The organism is Isosphaeraceae bacterium EP7 (genome assembly GCA_038400315.1).
GTDB lineage: Bacteria > Planctomycetota > Planctomycetia > Isosphaerales > Isosphaeraceae > EP7.
The window spans coordinates 1,598,607-1,622,788 of the sequence record CP151667.1 but is presented as its reverse complement, the minus strand read 5'-3'; the positions used below and the strand labels follow the sequence as shown (position 1 = coordinate 1,622,788).

The 24,182-nt window shown below is 66.4% G+C and carries 17 protein-coding genes and 2 rRNA genes; 5 read left to right on the top strand and 14 right to left on the bottom strand.

Going from position 1 to position 24,182, the window contains the following annotated elements; all coding sequences use genetic code 11:
• Window positions 1–229: 229 nt before the first annotated feature.
• The gene (locus EP7_RS06310; protein WP_463526895.1) at window positions 230–871 is read left to right on the top strand and encodes a hypothetical protein; all 642 of its coding nucleotides are present in this window, start codon (window positions 230–232) and stop codon (window positions 869–871) included.
• Between the two features lie 15 nt (window positions 872–886).
• Here EP7_RS06310 and EP7_RS06305 read toward each other — a convergent pair whose 3' ends face one another.
• The 3 genes from EP7_RS06305 to EP7_RS06295 all read right to left on the bottom strand — a co-directional run bounded on the left by EP7_RS06305 (window position 887) and on the right by EP7_RS06295 (window position 5,107).
• Entirely contained in the window at window positions 887–2,002 is a 1,116-nt protein-coding gene (locus EP7_RS06305) for an aminopeptidase (RefSeq protein WP_463526894.1), read from the bottom strand.
• Window positions 2,003–2,169: 167 nt separating this feature from the next.
• Entirely contained in the window at window positions 2,170–3,954 is a 1,785-nt protein-coding gene (locus tag EP7_RS06300; protein ID WP_463526893.1) for a hypothetical protein, read from the bottom strand.
• 136 nt (window positions 3,955–4,090) lie between these two features.
• The gene (locus EP7_RS06295; protein WP_463526892.1) at window positions 4,091–5,107 is read right to left on the bottom strand and encodes an aldo/keto reductase; all 1,017 of its coding nucleotides are present in this window, start codon (window positions 5,105–5,107) and stop codon (window positions 4,091–4,093) included.
• Between the two features lie 115 nt (window positions 5,108–5,222).
• Between EP7_RS06295 and EP7_RS06290 the strand changes: the two genes are divergently transcribed.
• Entirely contained in the window at window positions 5,223–5,543 is a 321-nt protein-coding gene (locus EP7_RS06290) for a tetratricopeptide repeat protein (protein WP_463526891.1), read from the top strand.
• A gap of 63 nt (window positions 5,544–5,606) precedes the next feature.
• Window positions 5,607–6,899 (top strand): M20 metallopeptidase family protein, encoded by a 1,293-nt coding sequence (locus tag EP7_RS06285; protein ID WP_463526890.1) that lies wholly within the window; start codon window positions 5,607–5,609, stop codon window positions 6,897–6,899.
• Between the two features lie 10 nt (window positions 6,900–6,909).
• Here the strand turns inward: EP7_RS06285 and EP7_RS06280 are convergent, their stop codons facing one another.
• Window positions 6,910–7,863 (bottom strand): carbon-nitrogen hydrolase family protein, encoded by a 954-nt coding sequence (locus EP7_RS06280; RefSeq protein ID WP_463526889.1) that lies wholly within the window; start codon window positions 7,861–7,863, stop codon window positions 6,910–6,912.
• Window positions 7,864–8,039: 176 nt separating this feature from the next.
• Between EP7_RS06280 and EP7_RS06275 the strand changes: the two genes are divergently transcribed.
• Entirely contained in the window at window positions 8,040–9,152 is a 1,113-nt protein-coding gene (locus tag EP7_RS06275) for a D-TA family PLP-dependent enzyme (protein ID WP_463526888.1), read from the top strand.
• Window positions 9,153–9,164: 12 nt separating this feature from the next.
• Here the strand turns inward: EP7_RS06275 and EP7_RS06270 are convergent, their stop codons facing one another.
• From EP7_RS06270 to EP7_RS06255, 4 genes are all read right to left on the bottom strand, one after another.
• A complete protein-coding gene (locus EP7_RS06270; protein ID WP_463526887.1) occupies window positions 9,165–9,689 on the bottom strand; it encodes a hypothetical protein in 525 nt (174 codons plus the stop codon).
• Between the two features lie 3 nt (window positions 9,690–9,692).
• Complete coding sequence (locus EP7_RS06265; RefSeq protein ID WP_463526886.1) at window positions 9,693–10,565, bottom strand: sugar phosphate isomerase/epimerase family protein; 873 nt, start codon at window positions 10,563–10,565, stop codon at window positions 9,693–9,695.
• Between the two features lie 187 nt (window positions 10,566–10,752).
• On the bottom strand, window positions 10,753–12,279 hold the full coding sequence (locus EP7_RS06260) for a glycine--tRNA ligase (protein ID WP_463528372.1): 1,527 nt from the start codon (window positions 12,277–12,279) through the stop codon (window positions 10,753–10,755).
• 163 nt (window positions 12,280–12,442) lie between these two features.
• Entirely contained in the window at window positions 12,443–13,216 is a 774-nt protein-coding gene (locus tag EP7_RS06255) for a 2-phosphosulfolactate phosphatase (protein WP_463526885.1), read from the bottom strand.
• A 244-nt stretch (window positions 13,217–13,460) separates the two neighbouring features.
• On the opposite strand from EP7_RS06255, the gene EP7_RS06250 reads away from it, so the two are divergent.
• Window positions 13,461–14,291 (top strand): hypothetical protein, encoded by an 831-nt coding sequence (locus tag EP7_RS06250; RefSeq protein WP_463526884.1) that lies wholly within the window; start codon window positions 13,461–13,463, stop codon window positions 14,289–14,291.
• Window positions 14,292–14,370: 79 nt separating this feature from the next.
• On the opposite strand, the gene EP7_RS06245 is transcribed toward EP7_RS06250, so the two are convergent.
• From EP7_RS06245 to EP7_RS06220, 6 genes are all read right to left on the bottom strand, one after another.
• Window positions 14,371–16,911 carry a tetratricopeptide repeat protein gene (locus EP7_RS06245; RefSeq protein ID WP_463526883.1) on the bottom strand — a complete coding sequence of 847 codons (2,541 nt, stop codon included), beginning with the start codon at window positions 16,909–16,911 and terminating at the stop codon, window positions 14,371–14,373.
• A gap of 131 nt (window positions 16,912–17,042) precedes the next feature.
• Window positions 17,043–17,636, bottom strand: coding sequence for a hypothetical protein (locus EP7_RS06240; protein WP_463526882.1), 594 nt, complete (start codon window positions 17,634–17,636; stop codon window positions 17,043–17,045).
• Between the two features lie 128 nt (window positions 17,637–17,764).
• Complete coding sequence (locus EP7_RS06235; RefSeq protein WP_463526881.1) at window positions 17,765–18,349, bottom strand: RNA polymerase sigma factor; 585 nt, start codon at window positions 18,347–18,349, stop codon at window positions 17,765–17,767.
• A gap of 24 nt (window positions 18,350–18,373) precedes the next feature.
• Complete coding sequence (locus tag EP7_RS06230) at window positions 18,374–18,820, bottom strand: hypothetical protein (protein WP_463526880.1); 447 nt, start codon at window positions 18,818–18,820, stop codon at window positions 18,374–18,376.
• A 1,623-nt stretch (window positions 18,821–20,443) separates the two neighbouring features.
• A 5S ribosomal RNA gene (rrf, locus tag EP7_RS06225) occupies window positions 20,444–20,551 on the bottom strand.
• 262 nt (window positions 20,552–20,813) lie between these two features.
• Window positions 20,814–23,630, bottom strand: a 23S ribosomal RNA gene (locus EP7_RS06220).
• Window positions 23,631–24,182: the final 552 nt, after the last annotated feature.

Below are 24,182 nucleotides of genomic sequence, written 5' to 3'. Positions count from 1 at the left end.
GGCCGCGTCAGGTTGCGCGTCAACGGGATCCCTGGCAACGATTCTATTGTGGGGCACCGACCCGGCCGGTCAAGCAGACACCCGCCGTCGCTCGCGCCGGATCTTCCTCGGGCGCACGGCTGGTTCAATCGATCGGGATCGGGCCCCGGCGGGATCACGCCCATTGGCGTCGGGATCGCCCGGGCATAACCTGGAGCGGTGCAGCAACGACCCCGGAGATTGATCCGCGATGTCTGCCCCAATCGTCCGATTCCGCTGCTACCGTTGCGACCAGCTCCTGGGCGTCTCCGCCTCAAAGGTCGGCCGTACCGCCACCTGCCCGCGTTGCCGGGCCGAGCTGCTCGTCCCGACCCCCGAAGCCGAGCCCGTCGAATCGGTGGCCCCGGAATCCGCCATCGAGCCGCCGGCCCCTGTCCCGGCCGGGTCATTTGATTTTCCCGCTCAGGCCCCATCAACGCCCGAGCGGCTCTCGGGCGACCCCGTCCTCGAGTTCGACCTGGGCTCAATCGAGATCGCGCCAACCAGGCTCGTCGACCCGGTGATCCGCCGCGAATCGAGCCCTTTCCGCGCCTCGACCGACGTCGCCCCCCCCTTCTCGGCCGAGTTGCTCGTCCAGCCGCCCGAGACGGCCCCGTTCATCCCCGACGAGATCATCGCCGCCGAGATCCGCCTCGATCCGCCCAGGGTCGTCGACCGTGACATCGCGTCGCGTCGCGGTCGGGGCCGAGAGGTGACCCTCTCGCCGTCGGTCGTCACGGCCTGGATGTTCTTCGTCCTGCTCGGCCTGGCGCTCTCGTTCGTCGGCGGCCTGCTCGTCGGCCACTATCTCTGGATCAGCCCACCGACCGCGACGGCCGCCGCCCGCCCTTGATCGAGCAACCGGGCCTCACTCGGGGTCGAGCGCCTGCAGGTCTTCGGGGATGAACTTGCCGTCGACGCGGATCGGCACGCCGTCGAACGAGATGGTGCCGCCGCCGTACTCCTCGCGCTGGATCTGGACGAGATCCCAGTGGATCTTCGATCGGTTGCCGTTGAAGGCCTCGTCGTAGGCATTGCCCGGGGTCAGGTGGAAGCTGCCGGCGATCTTCTCGTCGAACAGGATGTCGCGCATCGGATGCAGGATGCGAGGGTTGCATCCGATCGACCATTCGCCGGTGTAGCTCGCCCCGTCGTCGGTCTCGAAGATCCTTCGGAGCTTCTTGACGTCCCCCCCCTTGCAGTCGGCCCGGATGATCTTGCCGTCCTTGAATTCGAGCCGGACCGAGTCGTACGAGTTCCCCTGGTAGACGGTCGGCGTGTTGAACTGGACGTAGCCCTGGACTGAGTCGCGCACGGGGGCGGTGAAGACCTCGCCGTCGGGGATGTTCATCTCTCCGGCGCAGGGAATCACGGGGATGCCCTCGATCGAGAACCGCAGGTCAGTCTCGGGCCCGGTGATGGTCACCTCGCGGGCCGCGTTCATCCGGTCGACCAGCGGCTTCAGAGCCTTCGACAGCAGCGCATAGTCGAGCGTGCAGGCGTCGAAGTAGAAATCCTCGAACGCCTCGGTGCTCATTCCGGCTTGCTGCGCCATGCTGGCGTTGGGCAGCCGCAGGACGCACCAGCGGGTGTGCTTGATCCGGCAGTCGAAGTGCACCGGCTTGAGGAAGTGCGTGTTATACAAATTCATCTGCTCGGGCGCGACATCCGACATCTCGTTGATGTTCCGCGCCCCCCGCAGCCCGATATACGCGTCGACCCGCTCCATCCGATAAAGCTCGGTCTCGCCGATCAGCCGCATCTGCTCGGCCGTGGCGTTGCGCACCATCTCGCGCACCACCCGCGTATCCTTCGTCTCCACCAGCGCATGCGCCCCCTTGCGGGCCGCCTTGCGCACCAGGAGCCGAGGCAGGGTGCTATCCTCCAGGTCGAAGCACTCGATGAGGATCTTCTCCCCCCGCGCCAGCCTGGTGGAGTGGTTGATCAGCAACTCCGCGAGCGTATCCCAGCGGGGGTCGGGCATGATGGCGGCGGACCTCGTCGAAATGTCTCGAATGGGGCGGAATGACCCCAGATCATAAGCCAACGTATCCGTACGGGCCAGAACCTCAAGGTGCGAACAGACCCGCCCGCGCCGGTTCAGCGAGCGGCGCGGGCGGGTCTCGACGGCTTGTGTTGAGTCTGACGTGCTTACTTCGCCAGAGGGCATTCCGGGGCCGCGTCGCTGGCCACCTTGGGGGCGGGCACCACGCGGGCGGTAATCTCAAGGGCCAGATTTCCGGCCATCGGGATCCGCGTGACTTTCGTCTCGGTCTGGAGTCGGCTGAGTGCCTCGGCGTCGAAATCGAGTTTCGCGCTCATGATCGCACCCATCTTCTCGGTGAGACCGGACTTGAGCAGTTGCGAGTCGAAGACGGTCGCCGAAGGATGGAGAAGCTCGGGATGGCGGTCGGTGAAGCTAGAGGCTGCGGTGCTGAACATCGCCCGGCCCTTGGGCGACTCATCGACCTTTGTGACGATGTCCCCATGTGACCCGTTTGGGAAGGGCTCAGCTCGCCCGATGGCGATCTCGCGCATGTAATCCGCCAAGGGAAAGCCGTCCGCCGCCACCGACAATGATTTATCAAAATCAGAACTGCTGGCCGCGCAAGCCGGTGACACGGACCCTCCGGTTGCAACAGATCGCTGGGTCGTGGGATCGCACTGTTGTTTGGCCTTATTCAGAGCACTCTGGAGGTAGATTCCTTGGAGGATAAGGTCGTCGGTGCTCTTAGAACCAACCCCGGGGATGAGTTTCCCCGCAGCAATCTCCTTAACATCTATGACGATGTCGGCATACGTCCGATTCTGGAAGGGTTCCTGGCGATCGGGTCCCACGTCGGCCAAGTTCTCACCAAACAGAACGGGGCCACCGCTGACCGGCGGTTCGACCCGAGCCGTCGCCCGATGAGGGGCGGGAACATGGCTGGCATCGGCGACCGGCTTCTCGGGCTCGCCAGCCGGCTTGACGGCCTTCGGTGCCTCCTCGCCGGGCTTCTTCTCGGGGGCCCGCATCTGCGGGGTGGCCTTGGGGTCGACGTCGCCGCTCTCGGGGGTCACGTGCATTGTGTCGTCGGGCAGCGGGGGGAGCGAGCCGTCGACCGCGGGGGCCTGCGGCAGGGCGCGGCTGGGCGGGGTCGGGGTCGGCATCCAGGCCTTGGGCTCGGGCGCGGTGACCGGCGGGGTCGAGAAGGTCGCCTGGTTGGTCAGGGCCTCGTTCTCCTCGGCCGGGGTCAACACGTGACGGGCCGTGACGACGAGGACCCGCTCGCGGACCTGGGCGAGGTTCAGGGGGCCTGCGACCGTGCGCGGGCCCATGCTCAGCACCAGGGCGCTGTCTTCGGGGACGAGCCATTCGCCCTTGTAGCTGTCCTTGACGATCTCGGGCACTTGATATTGCGCGTTGATCTTGCCCTGGCCTTCGACCTCGACCCCCTTGTGCGTGACGTTGTGCAACGCAAGCACCTGCTGCACGTCCCAGGAGACGTCGACCAGCATCCCCTGCTCGAGCTGACGGCCCGAGGCCTTGACCGAGTCGCCGCTGTCAACCGACGCGACCTTGGGGAGGTACGCGGCACCCTTGATCACGCCCTTGGGGGCGTCGACGACCTCTCGAACCGAGGAGACGATCTTCCAGGGCTTGCCGGTCTTGACCGTGGCGTCCGCCCCTTCGAAGGTCGTCACCCGAGGCGCGGCGGTCGTCTCATTGCACTCTTCCAGGAGCGACTTCAAGACCACCTGGTCGATCGTCCAGGCCGACTTGCCTTCGCGGGTCGAGACGGGCTTGAGCTGCTGCTGGAAGTCGGCCCTCCAGCCCAGCCCCTTCATCTCGACGACGCGGATCTCGAAGGAGACCTGCTTGTCGAGCGTGGGCGGTTGCGGATTGGCGGCCAGCGGGGCCGCGGACATGGCCAGAAGTGCGAGCGCGACGTGCATGCGAGTGCCTCCCTCCCTGAAGGTCTTCCTCGGGGATCAGACGACCCGAGCGGGCGGGATGGTACGCCAGCCTTGGCGACCCGTCAACGTCGCTTGTCGGCCGCGCCGGCTCGCACCTTGAGCCATAATTCCCGCATTAAATGACCCGATTCCGTGCCTGCCGCTGGATCATCCAGGCCGGGTACAACGCGGCGGGCCGCGAAACCTCGTCGATCGAGTCGAGCTCCGCGGGAGTCAGCTCCAGGGTCGTCGCCGCCAGGTTATCCGCGAGCTGTTCCAGCCTTCGAATCCCGATGATCACCGACGCCACCGCGGGCTTCGACAGCAGCCAGCGGATCGCCAGGGTGGCCGGCGTGGTTCCTCGTGCCTCGGCCAGCTCGACGAGCCGGTCGACCACGCGCTCGCCAAGCTCCTTGTCGCGGGGCGGGAACTCGCCAAACTTGCTCGTTGCGTACCGGCTTCCCTCGGGCGGCTTCGCCTGGGACTGACGGTATTTGCCGGTGAGGAACCCGCCCGCCAGCGGGCTCCACGGGAGCAGAGCCAGGCCTTCATCCAGGCAGAGCGGCACGACCTCGTGCTCGACGTCCCGGCCCACCAGGCTGTAATACATCTGGGCGCTCACGAACTTCGGCAGGCCCAGCGTCGAGGACCGACCCAGAGCCTGCGCCGTCTGCCATGCGGCCAGGTTGCACTCGCCGACATAGAGCACCTTGCCCGACCTCACCAGGATGTCCAGCGCATAAAGCACCTCATCCATGGGCGTTGCCGCGTCCGATCCGTGGATCTGATACAGGTCGATCCGGTCGGTGTTCAGGCGCTTCAACGAGGCTTCGCAGGCGCGGATCAGGTGGTAGCGGCTCAGGCCCGTGTCATTGGCCCCCTTGCCCATCCGGCCGAATCCCTTGGTCGCCAGCACGACCCGGTCGCGTCGTTCGCCTTGGAGCGCACCGCCGAGCAGGACTTCCGACTGCCCCTCGCTGTAGACGTCGGCCGTGTCGACGAAGTTGATCCCGGCGTTGAGGGCGGCCCCGACGATCGCGTCGGCCTGGGGCGCATCGATCCCGCCGAATCCCCAGCCCTCGCCGAACGTCATCGTGCCCAGACAGAGTTCGCTCACGAGGACGCCGGTCTTGCCCAGGGGGTTGTATTTCATCGGTCGGTTGGCTCGTGGGTGGTGGTCGGTCGTCTGGGCGGCCCCTGTCAATCCGGGCCGCTGCATTCTAAACTTGATTGCCCGAGAGTCGAGACCCGCCGCGGAGCCACGCCCTATGCCCACGCCCGATGAGTTGTATGACCAGGCCGTTGACCTGAGGGACGCCGGCGACAAGCCCGCCGCCGTCGTCAAGCTCGAAGAAGCGGTGGCGCAAGACCCCGCCTTCGCCATCGGCCACGGCATGCTCGCCAAGCTCTTCACCGACCTGGCCGAGACCGAGAAGGCGATCATGCACGCCAAGAAGGTGGTCGAACTGGAGCCCGACGACACCTTCAGCTACACCGCGCTTTCCGTCATCTACCAACGCTGCGGCAAGATCCCCGAGGCCGAGCACGCCAAGGCGCTCGCCTACAACAAGCAGATGGGCCTGGAATAACGCCCCAGACCGGGCCGCGACCGAGGACGACCGGGCCGACCACCCCACGAGGCACCTTCAACGATGACCCGCACCCTGCTGGCCTCCTGCCTCCTTGCGATCATCGCCGTCGAGGCCAGGGGGCAGGACCCCTGGTTTGATGGCAAGATCGACGGCCTGGTCACCCTCTATCGCGACCTGCACGCCCACCCCGAGCTTTCCTATCAGGAAGTCGAGACCGCGAAGCGGATCGCCGGCGAGCTGTCCGGGCTCGGCGCCGAGGTGACCCCCAACGTCGGCAAGCTCGGCGTGGTGGGGATCCTGAAGAACGGGAACGGGCCCGTCGTCCTCGTCCGGTCCGACATGGACGCCCTGCCCGTTGCCGAGGCGACCGGGCTTCCCTATGCCAGCAAGGCGACCGGCAAGAATGACGCGGGCCAGGCCGTCCCCGTGATGCACGCCTGCGGCCACGATATCCACATGACCTGCCTCGTCGGCACCGCGCGCTGGCTGGTCGACCACAAGGACCGATGGTCGGGCACCGTCATCCTGATCGGTCAGCCTGCCGAGGAAGCCATCGGTGGCGCCAAGGCGATGCTCGAAGACGGCCTGTATACTCGCTTTCCCAGGCCCGATTTCGCCCTCGCCCTGCACGTCGCGCACGACCTCGAGACCGGCAAGATCGGCTACATCTCAGGCCCGGCGATGGCGGGCTCCACCTCGCTCGACGTCGTCGTCCGCGGCAAAGGGGGCCATGGCGCGATGCCCGACAAGACGGTTGACCCGATCGTGCTCGCGTCGCTGCTGGTCCTCGACATGCAGACGATCGTCTCCCGCGAGATCAGCCCGATTCAGCCCGCCGTGGTCACCGTCGGCTCGATCCACGGCGGGACCCGCCACAACATCATCCCCGACGAGGTCCGCCTCCAGCTCACGATCCGCGCCTTCCGCGACGACATCCGTGACCTGCTCCTCAGCGGGATTCGCCGCCGCGCCGAGGCGCTCGCCCAGGGCCACAAGGCCCCCGCGCCCTCGGTGACCGTGGCGTACGGGACCGCCCCGACCATCAACACGCCCGACCTCGTCTCCAAGGTCGTCCCCGCCCTGAAACGCGCGATCGGCGAGGCAAATCTGGTCAACGTCGATCCCACGATGGGGGCCGAGGACTTCGGCCTCTACGGTCGGGACGGCGTCCCCACCTTCATGTTCCGCCTGGGCACAATCCCAGCGGCCCGTGTCGCCGAGTTCAAGGCCAGCGACAAGCCCCTCCCCTCGCTGCACTCGGCCCTCTTCGCCCCCGACCCTGCACCAAGCATCCGCACCGGCATCGCCGCGATGACCTCCGCGGTCGTCGAGCTGCTGCCGCCAAAACGCTGAAAACGAAGGCTCACCCGCGAGCTGCACGGGCCTTGTCGAATTTCGCCAGGGCCTCCGCCCTCACCCGACGGGTTCGCGCCCAGTAGTCGTCCGCCGGGATCAGCCCGAATTCGGCACTGATCTCGGAGACGTCGGCCTGTCCCGTCGATTCGATGACGTAGAAGCCCTCGCGAGTGTGGTAGTCGAAGGAGAGAGTCGGCCCGTACTTGGCCAGCATCGCGTCCATCTTTCCCCAGTTGTCGTCCATGTGGAGCGCGACGCTGTTGGTATTGATCGACGCCAGCGTCAAGGTCTCATACGTCGATTCCTTCAGGACTCGCCCGCAGCGGTCGATCACCTGCCCCAGCTCGGCGTCGATGGCTGTGACGACGAACGATCCCAGCTCGAACGCCAGCGCCGAGGCCTGGAGCCCGCCCCGGTACATCGACGAGAAGACGACCAGGTCGGGCTTTCCCGCCGCCAGCGACTCCCGGACTTCCCTGAAATTCAGGTCGAAGCAGATCAGCATCCCGACTCGGCCGAAATCGGTCTCGAAGCAAGAGGCTTCCGTCCCTGGGATCGCGCCCTGCTGCATCTCACCGGGAGTGGGGAACATCTTGTCGTATCGGCCGACGACGTCACCCGCGCGATCGATCAGGATCGACGTGTTGCGGATCCCCCGCTCGGTCGAATATTCGACCCTCGGCCAGACGAGATAGAGCCGATGCTTGCGTGCCAGCTCGCGAGCCCGATCGAGCGTCCCCCCCTCGGCGGGCTCGGCGTGATGGTAGGGGTCGACGACGGTCACTTGCGGGTAGATTTCGGGGAAGGCAACGAGGTCCGCCCCCATCCGCGCCGCCCGCTCGATCAGCATGCCGGCCTTGGCCATCAACCGGTCGGTCCCCTCCGGCGTGTCGGTCCCCGAGCCCGGCCGGTGCGAGACGCCTGCGACGCGAATTGGCCTGCGGCGAGCGGAAAGCGGCATGGCGGAGACCTCCGTGTTGGGGCGACTCATCTCACATCTTGACCGATGCGTCACCCCGGAACAACCCCCGAAGGCGTCGCCATCATTGACCCGGAGGCGCCGAGAGGCTAGGGTTCCTCGTGGTCGGTGGGCCCCGGTGCCGCACCCCCGACCCTCAAAGGGAGGCTGATTCGCCGATGGATCCCCGCTACGCCCTGAACAACACCGACTCGATGCTGAGCCCTTCCCTCGTCATCTTCAAAGACCTGGTGACGGCCAACCTGCGGGCGATGATCGATGTGGCCGGCGGGGCGAATCGCCTCCGCCCGCACGTCAAGACGCACAAGATGCCCGCGATGATCCGCCTGGCCGAGTCGCTGGGCATCCGCAAGCATAAGTGCGCCACCATCGCCGAGGCCGAGATGGTCGCCGCGGCCGGCGGCACCGACATCATGATCGCCTACCCGATCGTCGGGCCCAACATCGCCCGCTTCGCCCGCCTGGTCCGGGGCTACCCCAAGGCGACCTTCCGCACGGTCGTCGACGACGCCGACGCCGCCTCGGCCCTCTCCGCCGGCCTCCCCGCGAACGAGACGATCTCGACGCTCATCGACCTCGACATCGGCATGGGCCGCACCGGGATCGATCCCGGCGACGCCGCCTTCCAGCTCTACGAGCACCTGGCCACGTTGCCGAACCTCAGGCCCGACGGCCTGCAGGCCTACGACGGCCAGATCGCGGTCACCGACCTTTCCGAGCGCATCGAGGCCGCCCGCCCCGGCCAGGAGGCGACCCTCGCGCTGCGACAGCGGCTCATCGACGCCGGCCACGACGTCTCGATCGTTGTCTTCGGCGGCACCCCCACCTTCCCGGTGCACGCCAGGCTCGACATTCCCGGCCTTGAACTCTCCCCGGGCACCTGCTCACTGCACGACTACGGCTACGCGACCCGCTATCCCGACCTCCCGTTCGTCCCCTCGGCGTTGCTCCTCACCCGCGTCATCAGCCGACCCCGCCCCGGGCGGATCACGCTCGACCTCGGCTACAAGGCCGTCGCCAGCGATCCCCCGGTCGCAAGCCGGGTCGTCTTCCCCGACCTGCCCGACGCCACGGTCGCCTTCCAGAGCGAGGAGCATCTCGTCCTGGACACCCCCCACGCCGAGGACTATCCCCCCGGCACGACATTCCTCGCCATGCCATCCCACATCTGTCCCACCTGCGCGCTGCACAGGCAGGCCTATGTGATCGAGAACGGCGAGGTCGTCGAACGTTGGGACATCGTCGCCCGCGACCGGATGCTCAACCTCTAAGTCGGAGCGATCTCAGCCCAGCGGCGAGATCGCCCCGCGGATCACGGCCGCCAGCTCCTCGGGCCGCTGGCTGCCGATCAGGATCCTCGAACCGTCGACCAGGTGAAGACGCACGCCGTGGCTGCCTCGGGCGTTGAGGACCAGCTCGCCGCCTCTCCCGCGGCGGATGCCCCAGCCTCCGCAGTGGCGGATCGGCTGGTATTCGACGACCTCGACGGCGGAGATCGACCCGACGGGGAGGAATCGCCGATAGGTTGGGATCAGGCCGAACCAGACGCGGACCTGCGCCGGGGTGACCACCGTCGTCAGCCGGCCCAGGCCGATGACGAAGAAAACCGGCCCGACGAGGAGGAGCGATTTCAGGGCGAACGTGGCGATTTGCCCGACGTCGCTCCAATCCTGCCCCTGGACCGGTTCGGCGGCCAACCAGGGGACGTTCAGCGCGGTGACGGCCAGCATGATCGCGTAGACCCACCACCCGAACGTCTGATCTTCGCGGTACAGGGCTGCCGGCGGCTGGAGGGTCCCGACCGACATGCGTCAGGCCCCCGCACCGGTCGCCGGATCGGGCATGGGGCCGGATGCATACCGGCCTCCCAATGCGCGATCGCCCAGGGCCCGCGACATCGCCTGATAGCCCATATCTGCCACGCGATCGGCCGGGATCGACCATAGCAGCGGGTTCAGGACTTCCAGCGAGACCCCGCCTTCATAGCCAATCGCCGCCAGGTGGTCGAGGATCGGCGTGATCTGGAAATCGCCCTCGCCCGGGAAGATCCGGTCGGCATCGCCGGCGATCTCGCGCGGGGTCCCCGCCACGTCGCAGAGCTGGACCCAGGCCAGATTCGAGGGCGACAGGTAGGCCAGGTCCTCGAACTTGCTCGGGCCCGTGTAGTAGTGGAAGAGGTCGAAGCAGACGCCGACCGCGGGGGACGAGGCCTGCATCACCAGGGCGATCGTCGTGTCGAGGCTGGAACAGAAGCGGGCCGTCTTCTGGAACTCCAGGGCGATGCGCACGCCGTGGTCGGCCGCGACAGTCCCGGCCTCCCTGAGCCTCATTGCCGCCTTGCCGTAGTCTTCCTCGGCCATCTCGCGGACGAAGTCGACGGCGACCACCATCGTCGGCACGCCCAGGTCTCTCAGCAGCTCGAGCCTCGCCCGGAACAGGTCCCAGTGGACCTGACGCTCGGCACGCTCGGAGAGAAGCAGGCCCCCCTGCCCGGCCGCGGCCAGCGGCGTGAGGGTGTTGCTCGCCAGCAAGTCGCGCGCGGCCCCGACTCCGTGCTCGCGGATATATTCTTCCAGCTTCGTCAGCCAGAGTTCCACCGCGGGGAATCCGGCCCGCGAATAGGCCTGCAGGTCGGCCTCGAAGGTCGAGCTCATCGTCGTGGCCTGGGCGATACAAAGCTTCATCGACGGGCGTCCCGATCTCGGAAGGCGTGGCGGCAAGACCCGGGTGGCCGACGGGCATCCGCAGCCGAGGTGGTCGATTTCTACCATCAAGGGCGGTCCCGTAACATCGTGGCCTCTGGCCAGCGGATTGCCAAGGGGCCGGCGGCGCATCGCTCGATGCGCCGCCGGCCTGTCCGTCATTTCCCGATCACTCGGCAGGTACGCCCTGCCCGTCCAGCAGGTCGCGCATCGCCTGCACGATCCCGGCCGAGGGGACACGCCATTGCCTGCACGAGTCGCGGTCGCGCATCGTCACCGTGCCGTCCTCGGCCGTCTGGCCGTCGACGGTGATGCCGAACGGCGTCCCCGCCTCGTCCTGCCTGCGGTAGCGGCGGCCGATTGCGCCCTTCTCGTCGAAGAAGACGTTGTAGTGCTTCTTCAGGTCGCGATAGATCTTGTCGGCCGTCTCCGGCATCCCGTCCTTCTTCACCAGGGGGAAGACCGCGGCCTTGATGGGCGCGAGCCTGGGGTGGAACTTCAGGACCGTCCGGACTTCGCCGGCGATCGTGTCCTCCTCGTACGCCTCGCACAAGAACGCGAGCGTCGCGCGGTCGGCGCCGGCCGAGGGCTCGATGACGTGCGGGATGAACCGCTCCTTCTTCTCCTCGTCGAAGTAGCTCAGGTCCTTGCCGCTGTGCGTCTGGTGCTGGGTCAGGTCATACGCACCACGATGGGCGATCCCCTCCAGCTCGCTCACGCCGAACGGGAACTCATACTCGATGTCGGCCGTCGCGCTCGAGTAAAACGCCAATTCGTCCTTGTCGTGGTCGCGCAGCCTGAGCTTGTCGCTGCGCAGGCCCAGGCCGGTGTACCAGTCAAACCTCGTCTTGCGCCAGTAGGAGTACCACTCGGCGCTCTCGTCGGGCCGGCAGAAGAACTCGAGCTCCATCTGCTCGAACTCGCGCGAGCGGAAGATGAAGTTGCGCGGGGTGATCTCGTTGCGGAAGCTCTTGCCGATCTGCGCGATGCCGAACGGCAGCCGGACCCGCCCGGTGTCGACCACGTTCTTGAAGTTGGCGAAGATCCCCTGAGCCGTCTCGGGCCGCAGATAGGCCACGCTCGACGCCGTCTCCAAGGCCCCGACGCTCGTCTTGAACATCAGGTTGAATTGCCTGGGCTCGGTCAAGGTTCCCGGCGTCTCGGTCGCCGGCCCGATGACCTTGGCCCGCTCCGGCTCGGCGAGGCTCAGGTAGGGCACGGCCAACGGCTCGGGAATATCCTTGGTGCGGACCCCCCGCTTGTTGGCCATCTTCTGGGCCTTTTTCTCCACCGCCGTGATCGCGTCTTCGGCCGAGGCGCCCATCGCCGACAGCCAGAGCGGCTCGGGCGCGGCGGCCCCACCCTCGGGGGCCGGGAAGTTCCACTGGAAGACATAGAGCTGGTCGGCCCGGTAGCGCTCCTTGGTCTCGCGGCAGTCGACCATCGGGTCGTTGAACCCGCCGACGTGGCCCGAGGCCTCCCAGACGCGCGGATTCATGATGATGGAGCAATCCAGGCCCACCACGTCGTCGCGCGACCGGATCGTGTCCTGCCACCAGGCATCTTTGATGTTCCGCTTCAGCTCGACGCCCAGCGGGCCGTAGTCCCAGAAGCCGTTGATCCCGCCGTAGATCTCGCTCGACGGGAAGATGAACCCGCGACGCTTGCAGAGCGAGACCAGCTTGTCCATGTCCATCATACTTGGCTCTCTCCGGGGGCTCTGACCTTGGCAGGGCCCACCCCCACCTTTGGTTGCGTTGGGAAGACAGGAAGGAGAAACGACTTGATCGACCGGCCGGGTGTCCGGCCATGACACCGCCAACGATCCCGGTCAGGGGCGTCGTTCGAAACCCGGGCGATCACTCCGGCTCGACGACCGGGACCGCGACGATCCCCGGCGGATTGGACACCAGCTCGGCGACCAGGTCGAACCGGTTCAGGGTCGCCGCAGCCTCGATGTCGGGGGCCAACTTCAGCTCGCGCACCCGACGACCGCCCCGGCCGTCGGAGAGGACTCCGGCGAGAGTCTCGCCCTCGTCGATCCGGTAATCCACATCGAACCACAAGATCGAGGCGATCCGCGCCGGGTCGTTCTCCAGGGTCCAGCCTCGATCCCTGAGCGTCTCGGCGATCGCGCCGGCCAGCAGCGTGTCTTCCAGGCTGATCTGCCCGTCGGTCCCCGCGCAGACCAGGTGCACCGGACGTCCGTCGGCGATGAGCGCCCGGGCGGTCGCCTCCAGGTTCACGAAGCCGGCGACGAGGACGCGTTCGGCCTCGCGGCTGGCATGGATCGCGCGAGTGCCGTTCGTGGTCGTGATCACCAGGGTCTTGCCCCGGCAGGTGCTGGCGTTGAAGTCGGCCGGCGAGTTGCCCAGGTCGAATCCCTCGATCGGCACACCCAGGCGTTCTCCGGCCAGCACGGCGGTGCCCGGAGGCAGGGCGGCGGCGACGCCGCGGGCCTCGTCGATCTCCAGGCAGGGGACGATGTGCGTGGCCCCGGCGGCGAGGCCGTGGACCATCGCGGTGGTCGCCCTGAGCACGTCGATGACCACGGCCACTCCGCCGCGCAAGGCGCCCGCCGGGATGAGGGCGGGCAGGAGGTGGACGAAAATTTGCGACGGCTCTGCGGACATCGAGCGGCCTCGGGACCGGGAATCTTCGACCCCCGGTCGCACCCGGGTCGGCCATTATGGCATGCCGACGCCCGACTTGGGGAGGGCCGACCCCGGATCGGCCTCGTGCCAACCTTCGGCTTCACGCCCCGGCCGGTTTGCAGTAGCCTTGCTCTCGCCAGGTCGCCCCGTGCGACACCCGGCGTCGGTCCCACGGACGGGCTCCGGCGGGCTGGTGAAGTTTCCGTCTGGTCGAGGTGCAAGGATGCACGAGCCGAAGGGGGGATCGGTGCCGATCACCGGTCCACGCCGCTTCATCATCGACCTGGTCCATTTCGCGCACCGGGTTCCCAGCATCCCGGTGAGCCGGACCATGAATGTCGGGGCCTTGTTCGGCCCCCGCGAGTCGCACCCATCGCGGCCCTCGTGGGCGGTCCTGTTCATGAAGGCCTACGCCCTCGTCTGCGCCGGCGAGCCGCCGCTGCGACGGGCGCTGCTCAACTTCCCCTGGACTCGCCTGTACGAGCACCCGCAGACCTCCTGCGCCCTCGCCCTTGAGCGGGTCCACGGCGGCGAGGAAGGAATCTTCGTCGGCCTCTTCCGGGCCCCCGAGTGCCAGTCCCTGGCGCAGCTCCACGCCGCGCTCAACTGGTACAAGAAGCAGCCCCTCGAAGAGGTGGGCATCTTCCGCCAGGCCCTGCGCCTAAGCCGGGTGCCCACGCCCATCCGCCGGACCCTCTGGTGGAGCACCCTGCACGTCTCGGGCTACAAGCGGGCCAAGCGGTTCGGCACCTTCGGCCTGACCAGCTACGGGGCCCTGGGCGCAGAGTCCCTCCACCCGATCTCACCCCTGACGACCACCCTCACCTTCGGCCCCATCGCCGACTCCGGCCAGGTCGTCGTCAAGCTCATCTACGACCACCGGGTCCTCGACGGAGCCTACGTCGCCCGCCGCCTCCTCGACATCGAGCGTACCCTCCAGGGGACGATCCTCGATGAGTTGAAGATGGCCCGACCCCTGGTCCAGCCCGCCGACGAGCTCCCCCCCGCCCCGCACACTCCGTCCGTCGCAAGGGTGATCCAGGAATTCTCGTAACATAAGCGGATCGGACCAAGTACGGAGTGATGGATCGACTCGCCTCCAAGATCGATCGAATCACCCCAGTCGAGACAGTTCAGGGAATCACAGGGCCAAGGGTCTCCACGAGAGTCCTGGCCTCGGCGTGGCCAAGTCTCAGCGCCTGGTTTGCAGCGTGTTGCGCGGCGGGCCGATCGCCGAGCGCGAGGTGGGCCAAGGCCTGGTTGAACGAGATCTGACCCGCGAGCTGCCCCTCGGGACTGGCTTCGAGGGCCCGTCGATAGTCATCGAGGGCCCGCCCGGGCTGGCCAGACTCATACGCGAGGATCCCCCGGTTCAGGGCGGCCCGCGCGAGCGTGGGGTCGATCGTCAGGGCCCTCGTATAATCGGCCCTCGCCTCATCCACCCGGCCCAGAGCGGCGTTGGCCAGCCCCCGGTTGAAGAGGCACTCGGCCGAGCGGGGCGAGAGGGTCACGCAGGCGCGGAAGGCGGCCAGGGCGTCGGCGTGCTGACCGAGGCGGTAGGCGCAGAGCCCTTGATAGAAGTTGGGCCAGAGGTCCTGAGGCCTCTCGTCGATGGTGGCCCGGAATTCGGCGGCGGCATCGGCGAACTGGCCGGCCCGCAGCAGTGAGCGGCCCAGGTCGTAGTGTTCCCAGGGCGTCTTCGCCGGCAAATCCGCCCCCGGAACGACGTCCCTCAGCCCGAGCGCCAGCACATGGACGGCGCGCTCGCGGCGCAGCGACGGACTCGACCCGAAGGTGGCCTCTGCTTCGTCCAGGACCTTCAGGGCATCGAGCCTCGCCTGTCCGACCTCGGAGTCGGGGGCAATCCGCACCCGGAGGTCGGCCCAGACCACCGCCAGTTCCAGCAGGTCCAGGCCAAGCTCATGCTCGACCTCGGGGGCCAGGGCCAGACCTGGCGGGGGCTTGATCAGGCGTTTGTCCGACCAGAGAGCTCGCCCGAGATCCACGAGCTTATGGGCCTCGACTCCCGACGCCGGATCAACCCCGTAGCGAAAGCGGATCAGGTCGGCGAGTCGGTGCAACTCGACGGCCTTGCGGCTGCGCAGGGCCAGGCGGTGCTGCGTCTCCAGCGCCTTGACCACTGCCCCCAGGCCCGGGGTCTTCAAGGCAAGCGTCAGGCCGCGACTCGCCGCGCGCCGAGCGTCGTCGTAGGCCCCCCTGGCCTGATAGTTCCGCGCGTCTTCGAGAGAGGCGTCGACCTCCCGGAGGCGCTGGAGGTAGACCAGCCAGGCGGCCAGGCCGACGATCGCGATGGCCAGGACGATGGACATCCGCGCCAGGCCTCGCGTCAACGCATGGGGATGGCGTTTGCGCCACTTGGCCAGTCGCTCGGCGTGGCTCCGGTTGACGACCCCCTTCAGGGGGAGGTCATCGTAGTGCCTCCGCAGGTCATCGGCCAGCTCGCCCGCGGTGGGGTAGCGCCTCGCGGGATCCGCCTGGATGCAACGCTCCACGAGATCGGCAAGCCCGACGCTGACCGTCCGATTTACTCGGTCGAGCCGGGACCGACGAGACGGCGAGTCGGGGTCGCAGGGGCCCGCCAGGGCCTCGTGCATCAAGAGCCCCAACGAATAGATGTCCGAGCGACCGTCGACCTCGGCGGCGACCGCCCGCCCCTCGCTGATCTGTCGCATCGCCGCACGCTGCTCGGGGGACATCCATCCCGGCGTGCCTCCAAGCCGCGCAGGCCGGTCCTCGCCCCGCAGCACGGGCCCGCGAGCGAGGTGGAAATCCAGGAGCATCGGCTGGCCGTCGGCCGCGATCAGGACGTTCGATGGCTTGACGTCCATGTGCACCAGCCCGCGCTGATGGGCATACTGCAACGCATCGGCCAGGCACGAAATCATCCAGCAAATCGCCTGAACATACGTCGCACGCCCCAGCGCATCGCGATACGGCCCGGGCCCGGCCTCCAGCTGAGTGGGCGACGCCGGGAAGCCGTTCAGCACCCGGAGCAAGTCCGCGGACGTGCGTCGCTCGGGAGGGATGTCTCCCAGTGCGGCCAGAATCTGGGAAAAATTCGCCCCGCCCAGGTAGGGCATGCAAAGGGCCATGAGCCCCCGGTCCTCGTCGGCGAGGATCGAGTAGAGCGGGACGATGTGCGTATGCTGGAGCCGCGCCAGGCTGAGGTATTCTTCCTCGTCGAGCGCCATCACCTTGAGCACCACCGGCCGGTCGGCCAGCGAGACCTGCACCGCCAGGAACGTCCGCCCCGACCGGCCCCGTCCCAGCTCCTCCAGCAGCTGGAAGTCGCCCAGAGTCTCCCCCAACTCGGGGAAGCCGACCGGCGCCTCGGGCCGCATCAGGCGGTCGCAGGCCAGCAGCGCCTCCAGCTTCGATCGCAGACGGGGATGCCGCGCGACCACCTGGCTGGTCTCACCCCCCCCTCCCGCATCGCGCCTGAGCGAAACTTCCTCGAAGACCAGTCGCAGCGCGTCCTCGTCGGCCACCCCCGGCTTCTGCGCGAGCAGCTCCGCGGCCGTCACCCGCTGCCCGCGGGCCCAGGCATCGGCCAGTTGCTCGACCTGCTCGTCGATCCAGTCATCGACCCCGTCCGAGCGCACCACCGGGTCGGTCGTCGGTCGCATCTCGGGCGTCGATCCGTGTGCATCCATGGGCGGGCTCCGCCGCGGTCGCCAGCAAGGCAGGGAGGACCTATTCTACGGCATCGACGTGGTCATGTCCCGTGAGGAAGCAGTCGGACGTGCAATCATCGGTCCGCCGATTTCCTCGGGTTGGTCGAAGCCTACTGAATCAAAATGAGCAAGCTATAAAGCGGAATCATCAGGCACCAGAGGAATCCAATCATCCGGCCGAACCGATGGATCCAATCGGGCCTGGACTCCCAGCAGCCGGTCAGGACCAGGGTCGCCCAGGCCGTCGGTATCGCCGCGGAGAGCACCACCCACAGCAGTAATCCGGGTGCCCAGAGGTTGCCCAGCACGAAGGCAAAGGCGAACGCCGCGAACAATGCCCCGATCGCGACCATCCCGGACTCGGATACCGATTCCACGAAGCCGGGCCCGGGCCTGCGCATGCACATCATGACATAAGCGATCGACCAGATCATCAGGAAGGCGATCGACACCACACTTGCGTAGAGTGCAAATCCCCCGGCAACTTTCGGGTGATTCAGAACGTAAGTCCACCAGCCCGAGACACCCGAGATCGATTCGAAGGGGAGCCCTCGGAATCCGAGTCGAATCCAGGGGACGAACACCCGCGCGAGCCCCAGGCACGCAGCGATCGCGCCGATCGAGACGATCCCATCCCCCAGATTGAATCGCCAGGCTCGGGCCGGATCGGTCGCCTGATTCGAGGCTCCGTGTGGGTCGATCACCGCTGGCTCTCTGGAGCGTTTCGAGCTGAGAATGCCTCGGCAATCGGAGTTCGCTCCCTGACGCCGAGTCTTCAACTCACCTCAACGCGATCGTTGCCGACCGCGAGTCGCTCGCAGCGAATCCGAACTCATTCCGCCTCGGCAAGCTCGCGCTCGCGGACCTCGGCGAGCTTGCGGGCGAGTTCATACAGGATCCGCCTCACACTCCCCTCGTGGAGGCCGACGCGGGCGGCGATCTCCGCGAGCGGCAACCCCTGGCGCTTCAGCTCCAGGAGCGCACGATGCTGCGGCGGGCAGAGTCCCAGCATCTGGCGCCAGAGCTCCATCCCCTGCGCCTCCTCGCTCGGACGGGGCTGGCCCGACGCCGGGAAGTCCCCCGGGTCGGCGTCGCCCATGGGCCGCTCGCTCTCCATCGACCTGCGGTAGTGGCGGCGGCGGTCGATCAGGCGGTGCCGCGCCAGGGTCGTCAAGAATGAGCGGAGCTGGCCGCGGTCGGCGAACCGCCACCCCGATTCCTTGAACCCCTTGAGCACGTCGGCCCAGACCGTCTGCACGATGTCCATCGAGTCCAGCTTGGCACGCAGCGCCCCGGTCAATTGCCGGCGCACGGCCATCCGCAGGTATGGCTCATACTCGATGAAGACCTGCTCGGCGGCGGCGTGGTCGCCCTCGTTGAGGCGTTGGATGAGCTCGTCCAGTTGAACGTCATGCATCGGCGGCTCCCTTTCCCCGAGGAGTTAACGACCGGGCAAGCCCAGGAACCTCGGCACCCCCGGCCAGCTCGGCCGGTCGTGATGCGACCTCGTCTCCTCGTCCTGCTCCTTCTCTCGCCTCGAGAGGCTCCGGCGAATGACCTCGACGGCCACTCCCGAGGCGAGCCACGCGAGCGGCTCGCGAACCTGGATCGGCAGGCCAGCGCCGGGCTCCTCTGGGGGAGCCAGCTCGTCGATCGAGGCGAGGAAATCGTCGACCGCCCTGACCAACGCCACACCCGAGGTCGGCAAGAACTCGGACAGCAAGTCCGCAGCCTGCGGGGCCGGGAGCAGCGTCAACGCGTCGACCGCCTCAGTCACGGAATCGGCCGCAATCGACCTCCGAGCCGGCGGCTCAAGGCTCTTCGTCCCTCGGGGCGTCCCCGCAAGCTCGGCCGTGTCGAGATCGACCTCGCTCGATCCGAAAATCACCCGGGCGACTCCCTCGACCGTGGGCAGTGAGTTTAATGCGCCAACCGACGTGCCCTGGTCGTAACCAGTCATATTCGAAGCCGAATCGGAGGCAATGCCGGAGTCGGCCGCGACGAACGGCGCCGCCGACGGGCCTGAACTCACCGGCATCGAAGCAAGGTCCATCATCCGCGAGGCCCCCGGATGACCTCCTGCTGCAATCTGTGCGAGCGCCTTATACCCCGGAAACATCGCCGGCTTAGGTCCGTCGGCATGCCAGCCGCGAGGCGAGCTCGACAAGTCGTTGGTGGGCCCGCCGGGAGCTGAACGCTCCGCACCGTCGTCAATCTGCGGCGTGTCGCGGCCATGATCGGCATCGGGAGCCACGCTGGTCGCCGAGGTCGGGCCGCCGTCGATCTGAGTAGACATGGATAAAATCACCGGCGAATCCGAACCGAATGCCCGAAATTCGCGCGACATCATTTCGCCACGGACAAACCCGACGGTGACCGCCCTCGGCCCGTTCGATGTCGGAATCACCCAGTCGGACGGCCCACGATCGGAGCCATCCGAAGTCGCAGGCGATGCTCCCCCCCATGCACGGATGCCCGCGGCCGACTGGGGCCCTGCGCCGGGGGTGAGCCTCGAAGCACCCGAATGCGACCACGTCCAGGACGTGTGGTCGAGGGCTGGGGAGGGCATGGATGTCCCAATCGACACATTCAGGGGGCCAACGACCTTGATCGGTGTCGTCGAGGCCATCGCAAAGACAGGACCGCTGGGTAATGCCCGCCCTTCCAGGAAGGAGACGGAGGGGCCAACGTCCGACATCGTGGTCGGCAACGCAATCGACCATGCGGAGCCGCTGGGCAATGCCCGCCCTTCGAGGAAGGAGACGGAGATGCCGGGCCCGCCTTGACCGGGCCGCCTGCGCCTTGATCGGGGCATCGTCAAATCGCTCCTTCGAGAGACGGGCCCCCTTCCCTCCTGAGACCGGGGGACGGACTGCGATCGTAGCCGAAGGGCCTTGATCCATGTAGTCGAGATCCCTCCGGCGAGAGCCCCCGCGATCGATCCAAGCCGAGAGATGCAGTCCTGGCGCGTCAGCAACGACGACCTCGCCCTTCAGCCCTGGCAGGGCCATCTCGATCTCGGCGAAACTCATCGGAATGACGCGGCAAGATGAGCAGAGCACGCAAGATCAAATTGCGGTCCGCTCCTGTGACCGTTACGAGGGAATCAAGCCACTTAATAGCAGTAACGCGGGAACACGCGGAGCGGAGACAGGTCGAAGAAAATCAAAAGGTGCTGGGACTCGATGACGCCTGGTCCATCAGAACGATCATCCACAACAATTGGACATCACGAGGAAACATAGGCAAGGCGACAAGATCAAACGACAATTGAGGCAGTGGACAGCCAGGCATTGATCAGTAACAAAGCTGGCCGCCGTTTCGACTCCTGCCCCATGAATCACCACCGAAACGTCGACCAAGGGACCAAATCAAACCTGAGAAGAAAAAAGCTCGATGATCGTCGTTGAGAGAACAAAATGGCTACATCGGATCGGATCGATCTTTCGAAACGCCGAACGCCCCGCCGATTCCGTGGGGGGAATCGGCGGGGCGTCGGGTCAGTGGGGGATCCCGGCGATGACCGACTTTCGCGCTTGCGCACTATCATGGGCCTGGCGGGCTTAACGGCCGTGTTCGGGATGGGAACGGGTGTGGCCCCGCCAGTATGGTCGCCGGGAAAGCGGACGGCGGGCGGTCAGGCCCGACGTTCGCGGTGGATGCTGCTCTGGCAATCCGGTCAGTCACGCGATCAGAATCTTCGGGCGGGATGCGATCGTCCGCGAGGGGCGTCGTTGGACGCCTCGTCTCGTGGCGAAAGATGGGCCGGAGCGGTGATTCCGCATCTCGACGGAGGTCGAGGGTGCGGGCACTCGCGGCAGGTTGAGGACACACCCTGTTCGTCTCGGGTGGCCCGCCTTGGGGGGCGGGGCCGAGTCGGGGTGGTCAAGCGTCTTGGCTGTTAGTACCGGTCGGCTGAGGCGGTCGCCCGCCTTACACTCCCGGCCTATCGACCTGGTCGTCTTCCAGGAGCCTTCGTGACCTGAAGTCACTGGAAACCTCGTCTTGGAGGGGGCTTCGCGCTTAGATGCTTTCAGCGCTTATCCGGTCCCGACCTGGCTACCCGACGATGCCCCGAGCGGGACAGCCGGCACACCAGAGGTCGGTCCTCCCCAATCCTCTCGTACTAGGGGAGACGCTCCGCAAGTTTCCGACGCCCACGGCAGATAGGGACCGACCTGTCTCACGACGGTCTGAACCCAGCTCGCGTACCGCTTTCATTGGCGAACAGCCAAACCCTTGGGACCTTCTCCAGCCCCAGGATGCGATGAGCCGACATCGAGGTGCCAAACCTCCCCGCCGCTATGGACGCTCGGGGGAGATCAGCCTGTTATCCCCGGAGTACCTTTTATCTGTTGAGCGACGGCCTTTCCATCCAGCACCGCCGGATCACTAACGCCGACTTTCGTCCCTGCTCGACTGATGGGTCTCGCAGTGAGGCACCCTTATACGTTTGCGCTCGTGTTGCCCGATTGCCGACCGGGCCGAGGGTACCATTGCACTCCTCCGTTACGCTTTGGGAGGAGACCGCCCCAGTCAAACTGCCCGGAGAACACGGTCCCGGCGCGAGCTCATCGCGCCGGTGAGGGCCAACGTCCAAGCAGGGTGGTATTTCACCGGTGGCTCCCCGCCGGCTGGCGCCGTCGGATCGTAGCCTCCCACCTATGCTACACAGCGTGGACGCAGGACCAATGTCATCTTGCAGTAAAGGTTCACGGGGTCTTTCCGTCTGACCGCGGGTACGTGGCATCTTCACCACGACTACAGTTTCACCGGGTCCCTCGTGGAGACAGCGCTCCAGTCGTTACGCCATTCATGCAGGTCGGAACTTACCCGACAAGGAACTTCGCTACCTTAGGACCGTCATAGTTACGGCCGCCGTTTATCGGGGCTTCGGTCGCCGGCTACGCTTGCGCTCACCGCCTCCCTTAACCTACCGACACCGAGCAGGCGTCAGACTCTATACGTCCTCTTGCGAGTTAGCAGAGTCCTGTGTTTTTGATAAACAGTCGCTAGAGCCGATTCTCTGCGGCTCCCATCTCGCGATGGGAGCTCCCCTTATCCCGAAGTTACGGGGTCATTTTGCCGAGTTCCTTCACGAGGGTTCTCCCGAACGCCTTCGGATGCTCGCCTAGCACACCTGTGTCGGATTGCGGTACGGGCCGACGGATCGTCCTCGCGGGGCTTTTCGTGGCCATGAAGTCATCAGGCTTCCAGATCGAATGCTGTCGGCCTTGCGGCACGGGGCAATCTAACGCCCCGACCTGACTCATCACGGCGTCCTCCGCGATTCAACCTCACCGCCGGGTGGAGGAATATTAACCCCCTGCCCATCGTCTACGCCCTTGGGCCTCGACTTAGGTCCCGACTGACCCTGGGCGGATTGACCTTCCCCAGGAAACCTTGTGCTTTCGGCGGATGGGCTTCCCACCCATCTTATCGTTACTCGTTCCGGCATTCGCACTCGGGGGCGCTCCACCGGTCCTTACGGTCCGGCTTCGATGCGGCCTCCGACGCTCTCCTACCATTCAATTAAGAATCCGCGACTGCGGCGCGACGCTTGAGTCCCCGTCATTTTCGGCGCGGGATGGCTCGACCGGTAAGCTGTTACGCACTTTTGAAATGGTGGCTGCTTCTAAGCCAACATCCCGGCTGTCACCGCGATCCCACTTCCTTTACCACTGAGCGTCGTCTTGGGGGCCTTGGTCGGCGGTCTGGGTTGTTTCCCTCTCGAGCATGGAGCTTATCCCCCACGCTCTGACTCCCGGAGTACATCGTGCGGTATTCGGAGTTGGGTTTCGGTGGGTAGGCGGGAAGCCCCCCATCCGAAGTCCGTCGCTCTACCCCCGCACGACAATGGTCCGAGGCTGGCCCTAAAGCCATTTCGGAGAGAACGAGCTATCTCGAGGTTTGATAAGACTTTGACTCCTCCCCACGGGTCCTCCCCCAGTTTTTCAACACTGGTGGGTTCGGTCCTCCACGGCCGGTTAGGGCCGCTTCAACCTGCCCATGGGTAGATCACCTCGTTTCGCGTCTACTGCGTGCGACTATGTCGCCCTGTTCAGACTCGGTTTCCCTGCGGCTCCCCTCCTGAAGAGGTTAACCTGGGGCCGCACACAGTAACTCGCCGGATCATTATGCAAAAGGCACGCGGTCAGGCTGGCACGAGGCCAAACGCCCTCCCACCGCTCGTAGGCACGGGGTTTCAGGATCAGTGTCCTCCCCTGGTCGGGGTTCTTCCCACCGTTCGGTCGCCCTACTGGGTTCGCTATCGGTCGTCATCGAGTGCTTAGCCTTGCGGGAGGGTCCCCGCCGATTCAGGCCGGGTTTCACGTGCCCGACCCTACTCGGGTACCGGATAGGAGGAGTTCCCATGTCGCCTACGGGACTATCACCCGCTGCGGTGCCGCATTCCAGCGGACTTCGGCTACAGAAACTCGCATTCCATGGCTCCGGCCCCACGACCCCGCCGGGTGTCCCCGACGGTTTAGGCTGGTCCCCGTTCGCTCGCCGCTACTGAGGGAGTCTCGGTTGATTTCTTTTCCTCCGGGTACTGAGATGTTTCAGTTCCCCGGGTCTTCCGCAGGTATTCCGGGATCAATGCTCGTTGGGCAGCTCCCCCGGACATTTCGCAGCCTTCCACGCCTGCATTCCTGATGACGCCTAGGCATCCCCCCCGTGCCCTTAGGAGCTTGACCACGCCGACCCGAACCCGCCCTGTCGGACCCACGACCTTTCGGCCTTGATCCAGCCTGGCTCATCCGGACCGATGCGGTCCTCTCTCTGCTCTGCAAGTCAATCGTCGCCTCACGGCGAGGACTGACTTATCACTATCGCTCCGAAGGTCCACTTTCGTGGAGATGAAACGTGCAAGTCGCCCCTCCGAGGCTCATGGGCCGAAGCCCACGCCCGCCGGAGGCGGAGATGTATCACGTCCTAGAAACTTCTTGCGTGACTGACACCGGATTGTCAAAGAGTGTCCCTCCGACGGCCGAAGCCGCCGAGAGACCCGGCCACCGGCCGGAGGGCGACGTCCGCACAGTCAAGTGCAGGCGACGCCCCCCGCCCGGTGAAGCAGGGGGGGGGGACCGAATCCCCAAACCATCCGAGTGAACAATCGCCGGACGGGACGAACCCGGCCGGCGACTATCCGCGCGGTGATCGATCGAGCGAGAAGACAGATCCAGCGTGTGAACCTCTGAGGGAAGCCGACGCGTGCCGCCGCGGTTGCGGGCGGTGCCGATAACTTG

Excerpts from the sequence above, each read along its gene's own strand:
- EP7_RS06310 (WP_463526895.1), top strand. The coding sequence starts at position 230 with ATGTCTGCCCCAATCGTCCGATTCCGCTGCTACCGTTGCGACCAGCTC.
- EP7_RS06305 (WP_463526894.1), bottom strand. The coding sequence starts at position 2,002 with ATGCCCGACCCCCGCTGGGATACGCTCGCGGAGTTGCTGATCAACCAC.
- EP7_RS06300 (WP_463526893.1), bottom strand. The coding sequence starts at position 3,954 with ATGCACGTCGCGCTCGCACTTCTGGCCATGTCCGCGGCCCCGCTGGCC.
- EP7_RS06295 (WP_463526892.1), bottom strand. The coding sequence starts at position 5,107 with ATGAAATACAACCCCCTGGGCAAGACCGGCGTCCTCGTGAGCGAACTC.
- EP7_RS06290 (WP_463526891.1), top strand. The coding sequence starts at position 5,223 with ATGCCCACGCCCGATGAGTTGTATGACCAGGCCGTTGACCTGAGGGAC.
- EP7_RS06285 (WP_463526890.1), top strand. The coding sequence starts at position 5,607 with ATGACCCGCACCCTGCTGGCCTCCTGCCTCCTTGCGATCATCGCCGTC.
- EP7_RS06280 (WP_463526889.1), bottom strand. The coding sequence starts at position 7,863 with ATGCCGCTTTCCGCTCGCCGCAGGCCAATTCGCGTCGCAGGCGTCTCG.
- EP7_RS06275 (WP_463526888.1), top strand. The coding sequence starts at position 8,040 with ATGGATCCCCGCTACGCCCTGAACAACACCGACTCGATGCTGAGCCCT.
- EP7_RS06270 (WP_463526887.1), bottom strand. The coding sequence starts at position 9,689 with ATGTCGGTCGGGACCCTCCAGCCGCCGGCAGCCCTGTACCGCGAAGAT.
- EP7_RS06265 (WP_463526886.1), bottom strand. The coding sequence starts at position 10,565 with ATGAAGCTTTGTATCGCCCAGGCCACGACGATGAGCTCGACCTTCGAG.
- EP7_RS06260 (WP_463528372.1), bottom strand. The coding sequence starts at position 12,279 with ATGGACATGGACAAGCTGGTCTCGCTCTGCAAGCGTCGCGGGTTCATC.
- EP7_RS06255 (WP_463526885.1), bottom strand. The coding sequence starts at position 13,216 with ATGTCCGCAGAGCCGTCGCAAATTTTCGTCCACCTCCTGCCCGCCCTC.
- EP7_RS06250 (WP_463526884.1), top strand. The coding sequence starts at position 13,461 with ATGCACGAGCCGAAGGGGGGATCGGTGCCGATCACCGGTCCACGCCGC.
- EP7_RS06245 (WP_463526883.1), bottom strand. The coding sequence starts at position 16,911 with ATGGATGCACACGGATCGACGCCCGAGATGCGACCGACGACCGACCCG.
- EP7_RS06235 (WP_463526881.1), bottom strand. The coding sequence starts at position 18,349 with ATGCATGACGTTCAACTGGACGAGCTCATCCAACGCCTCAACGAGGGC.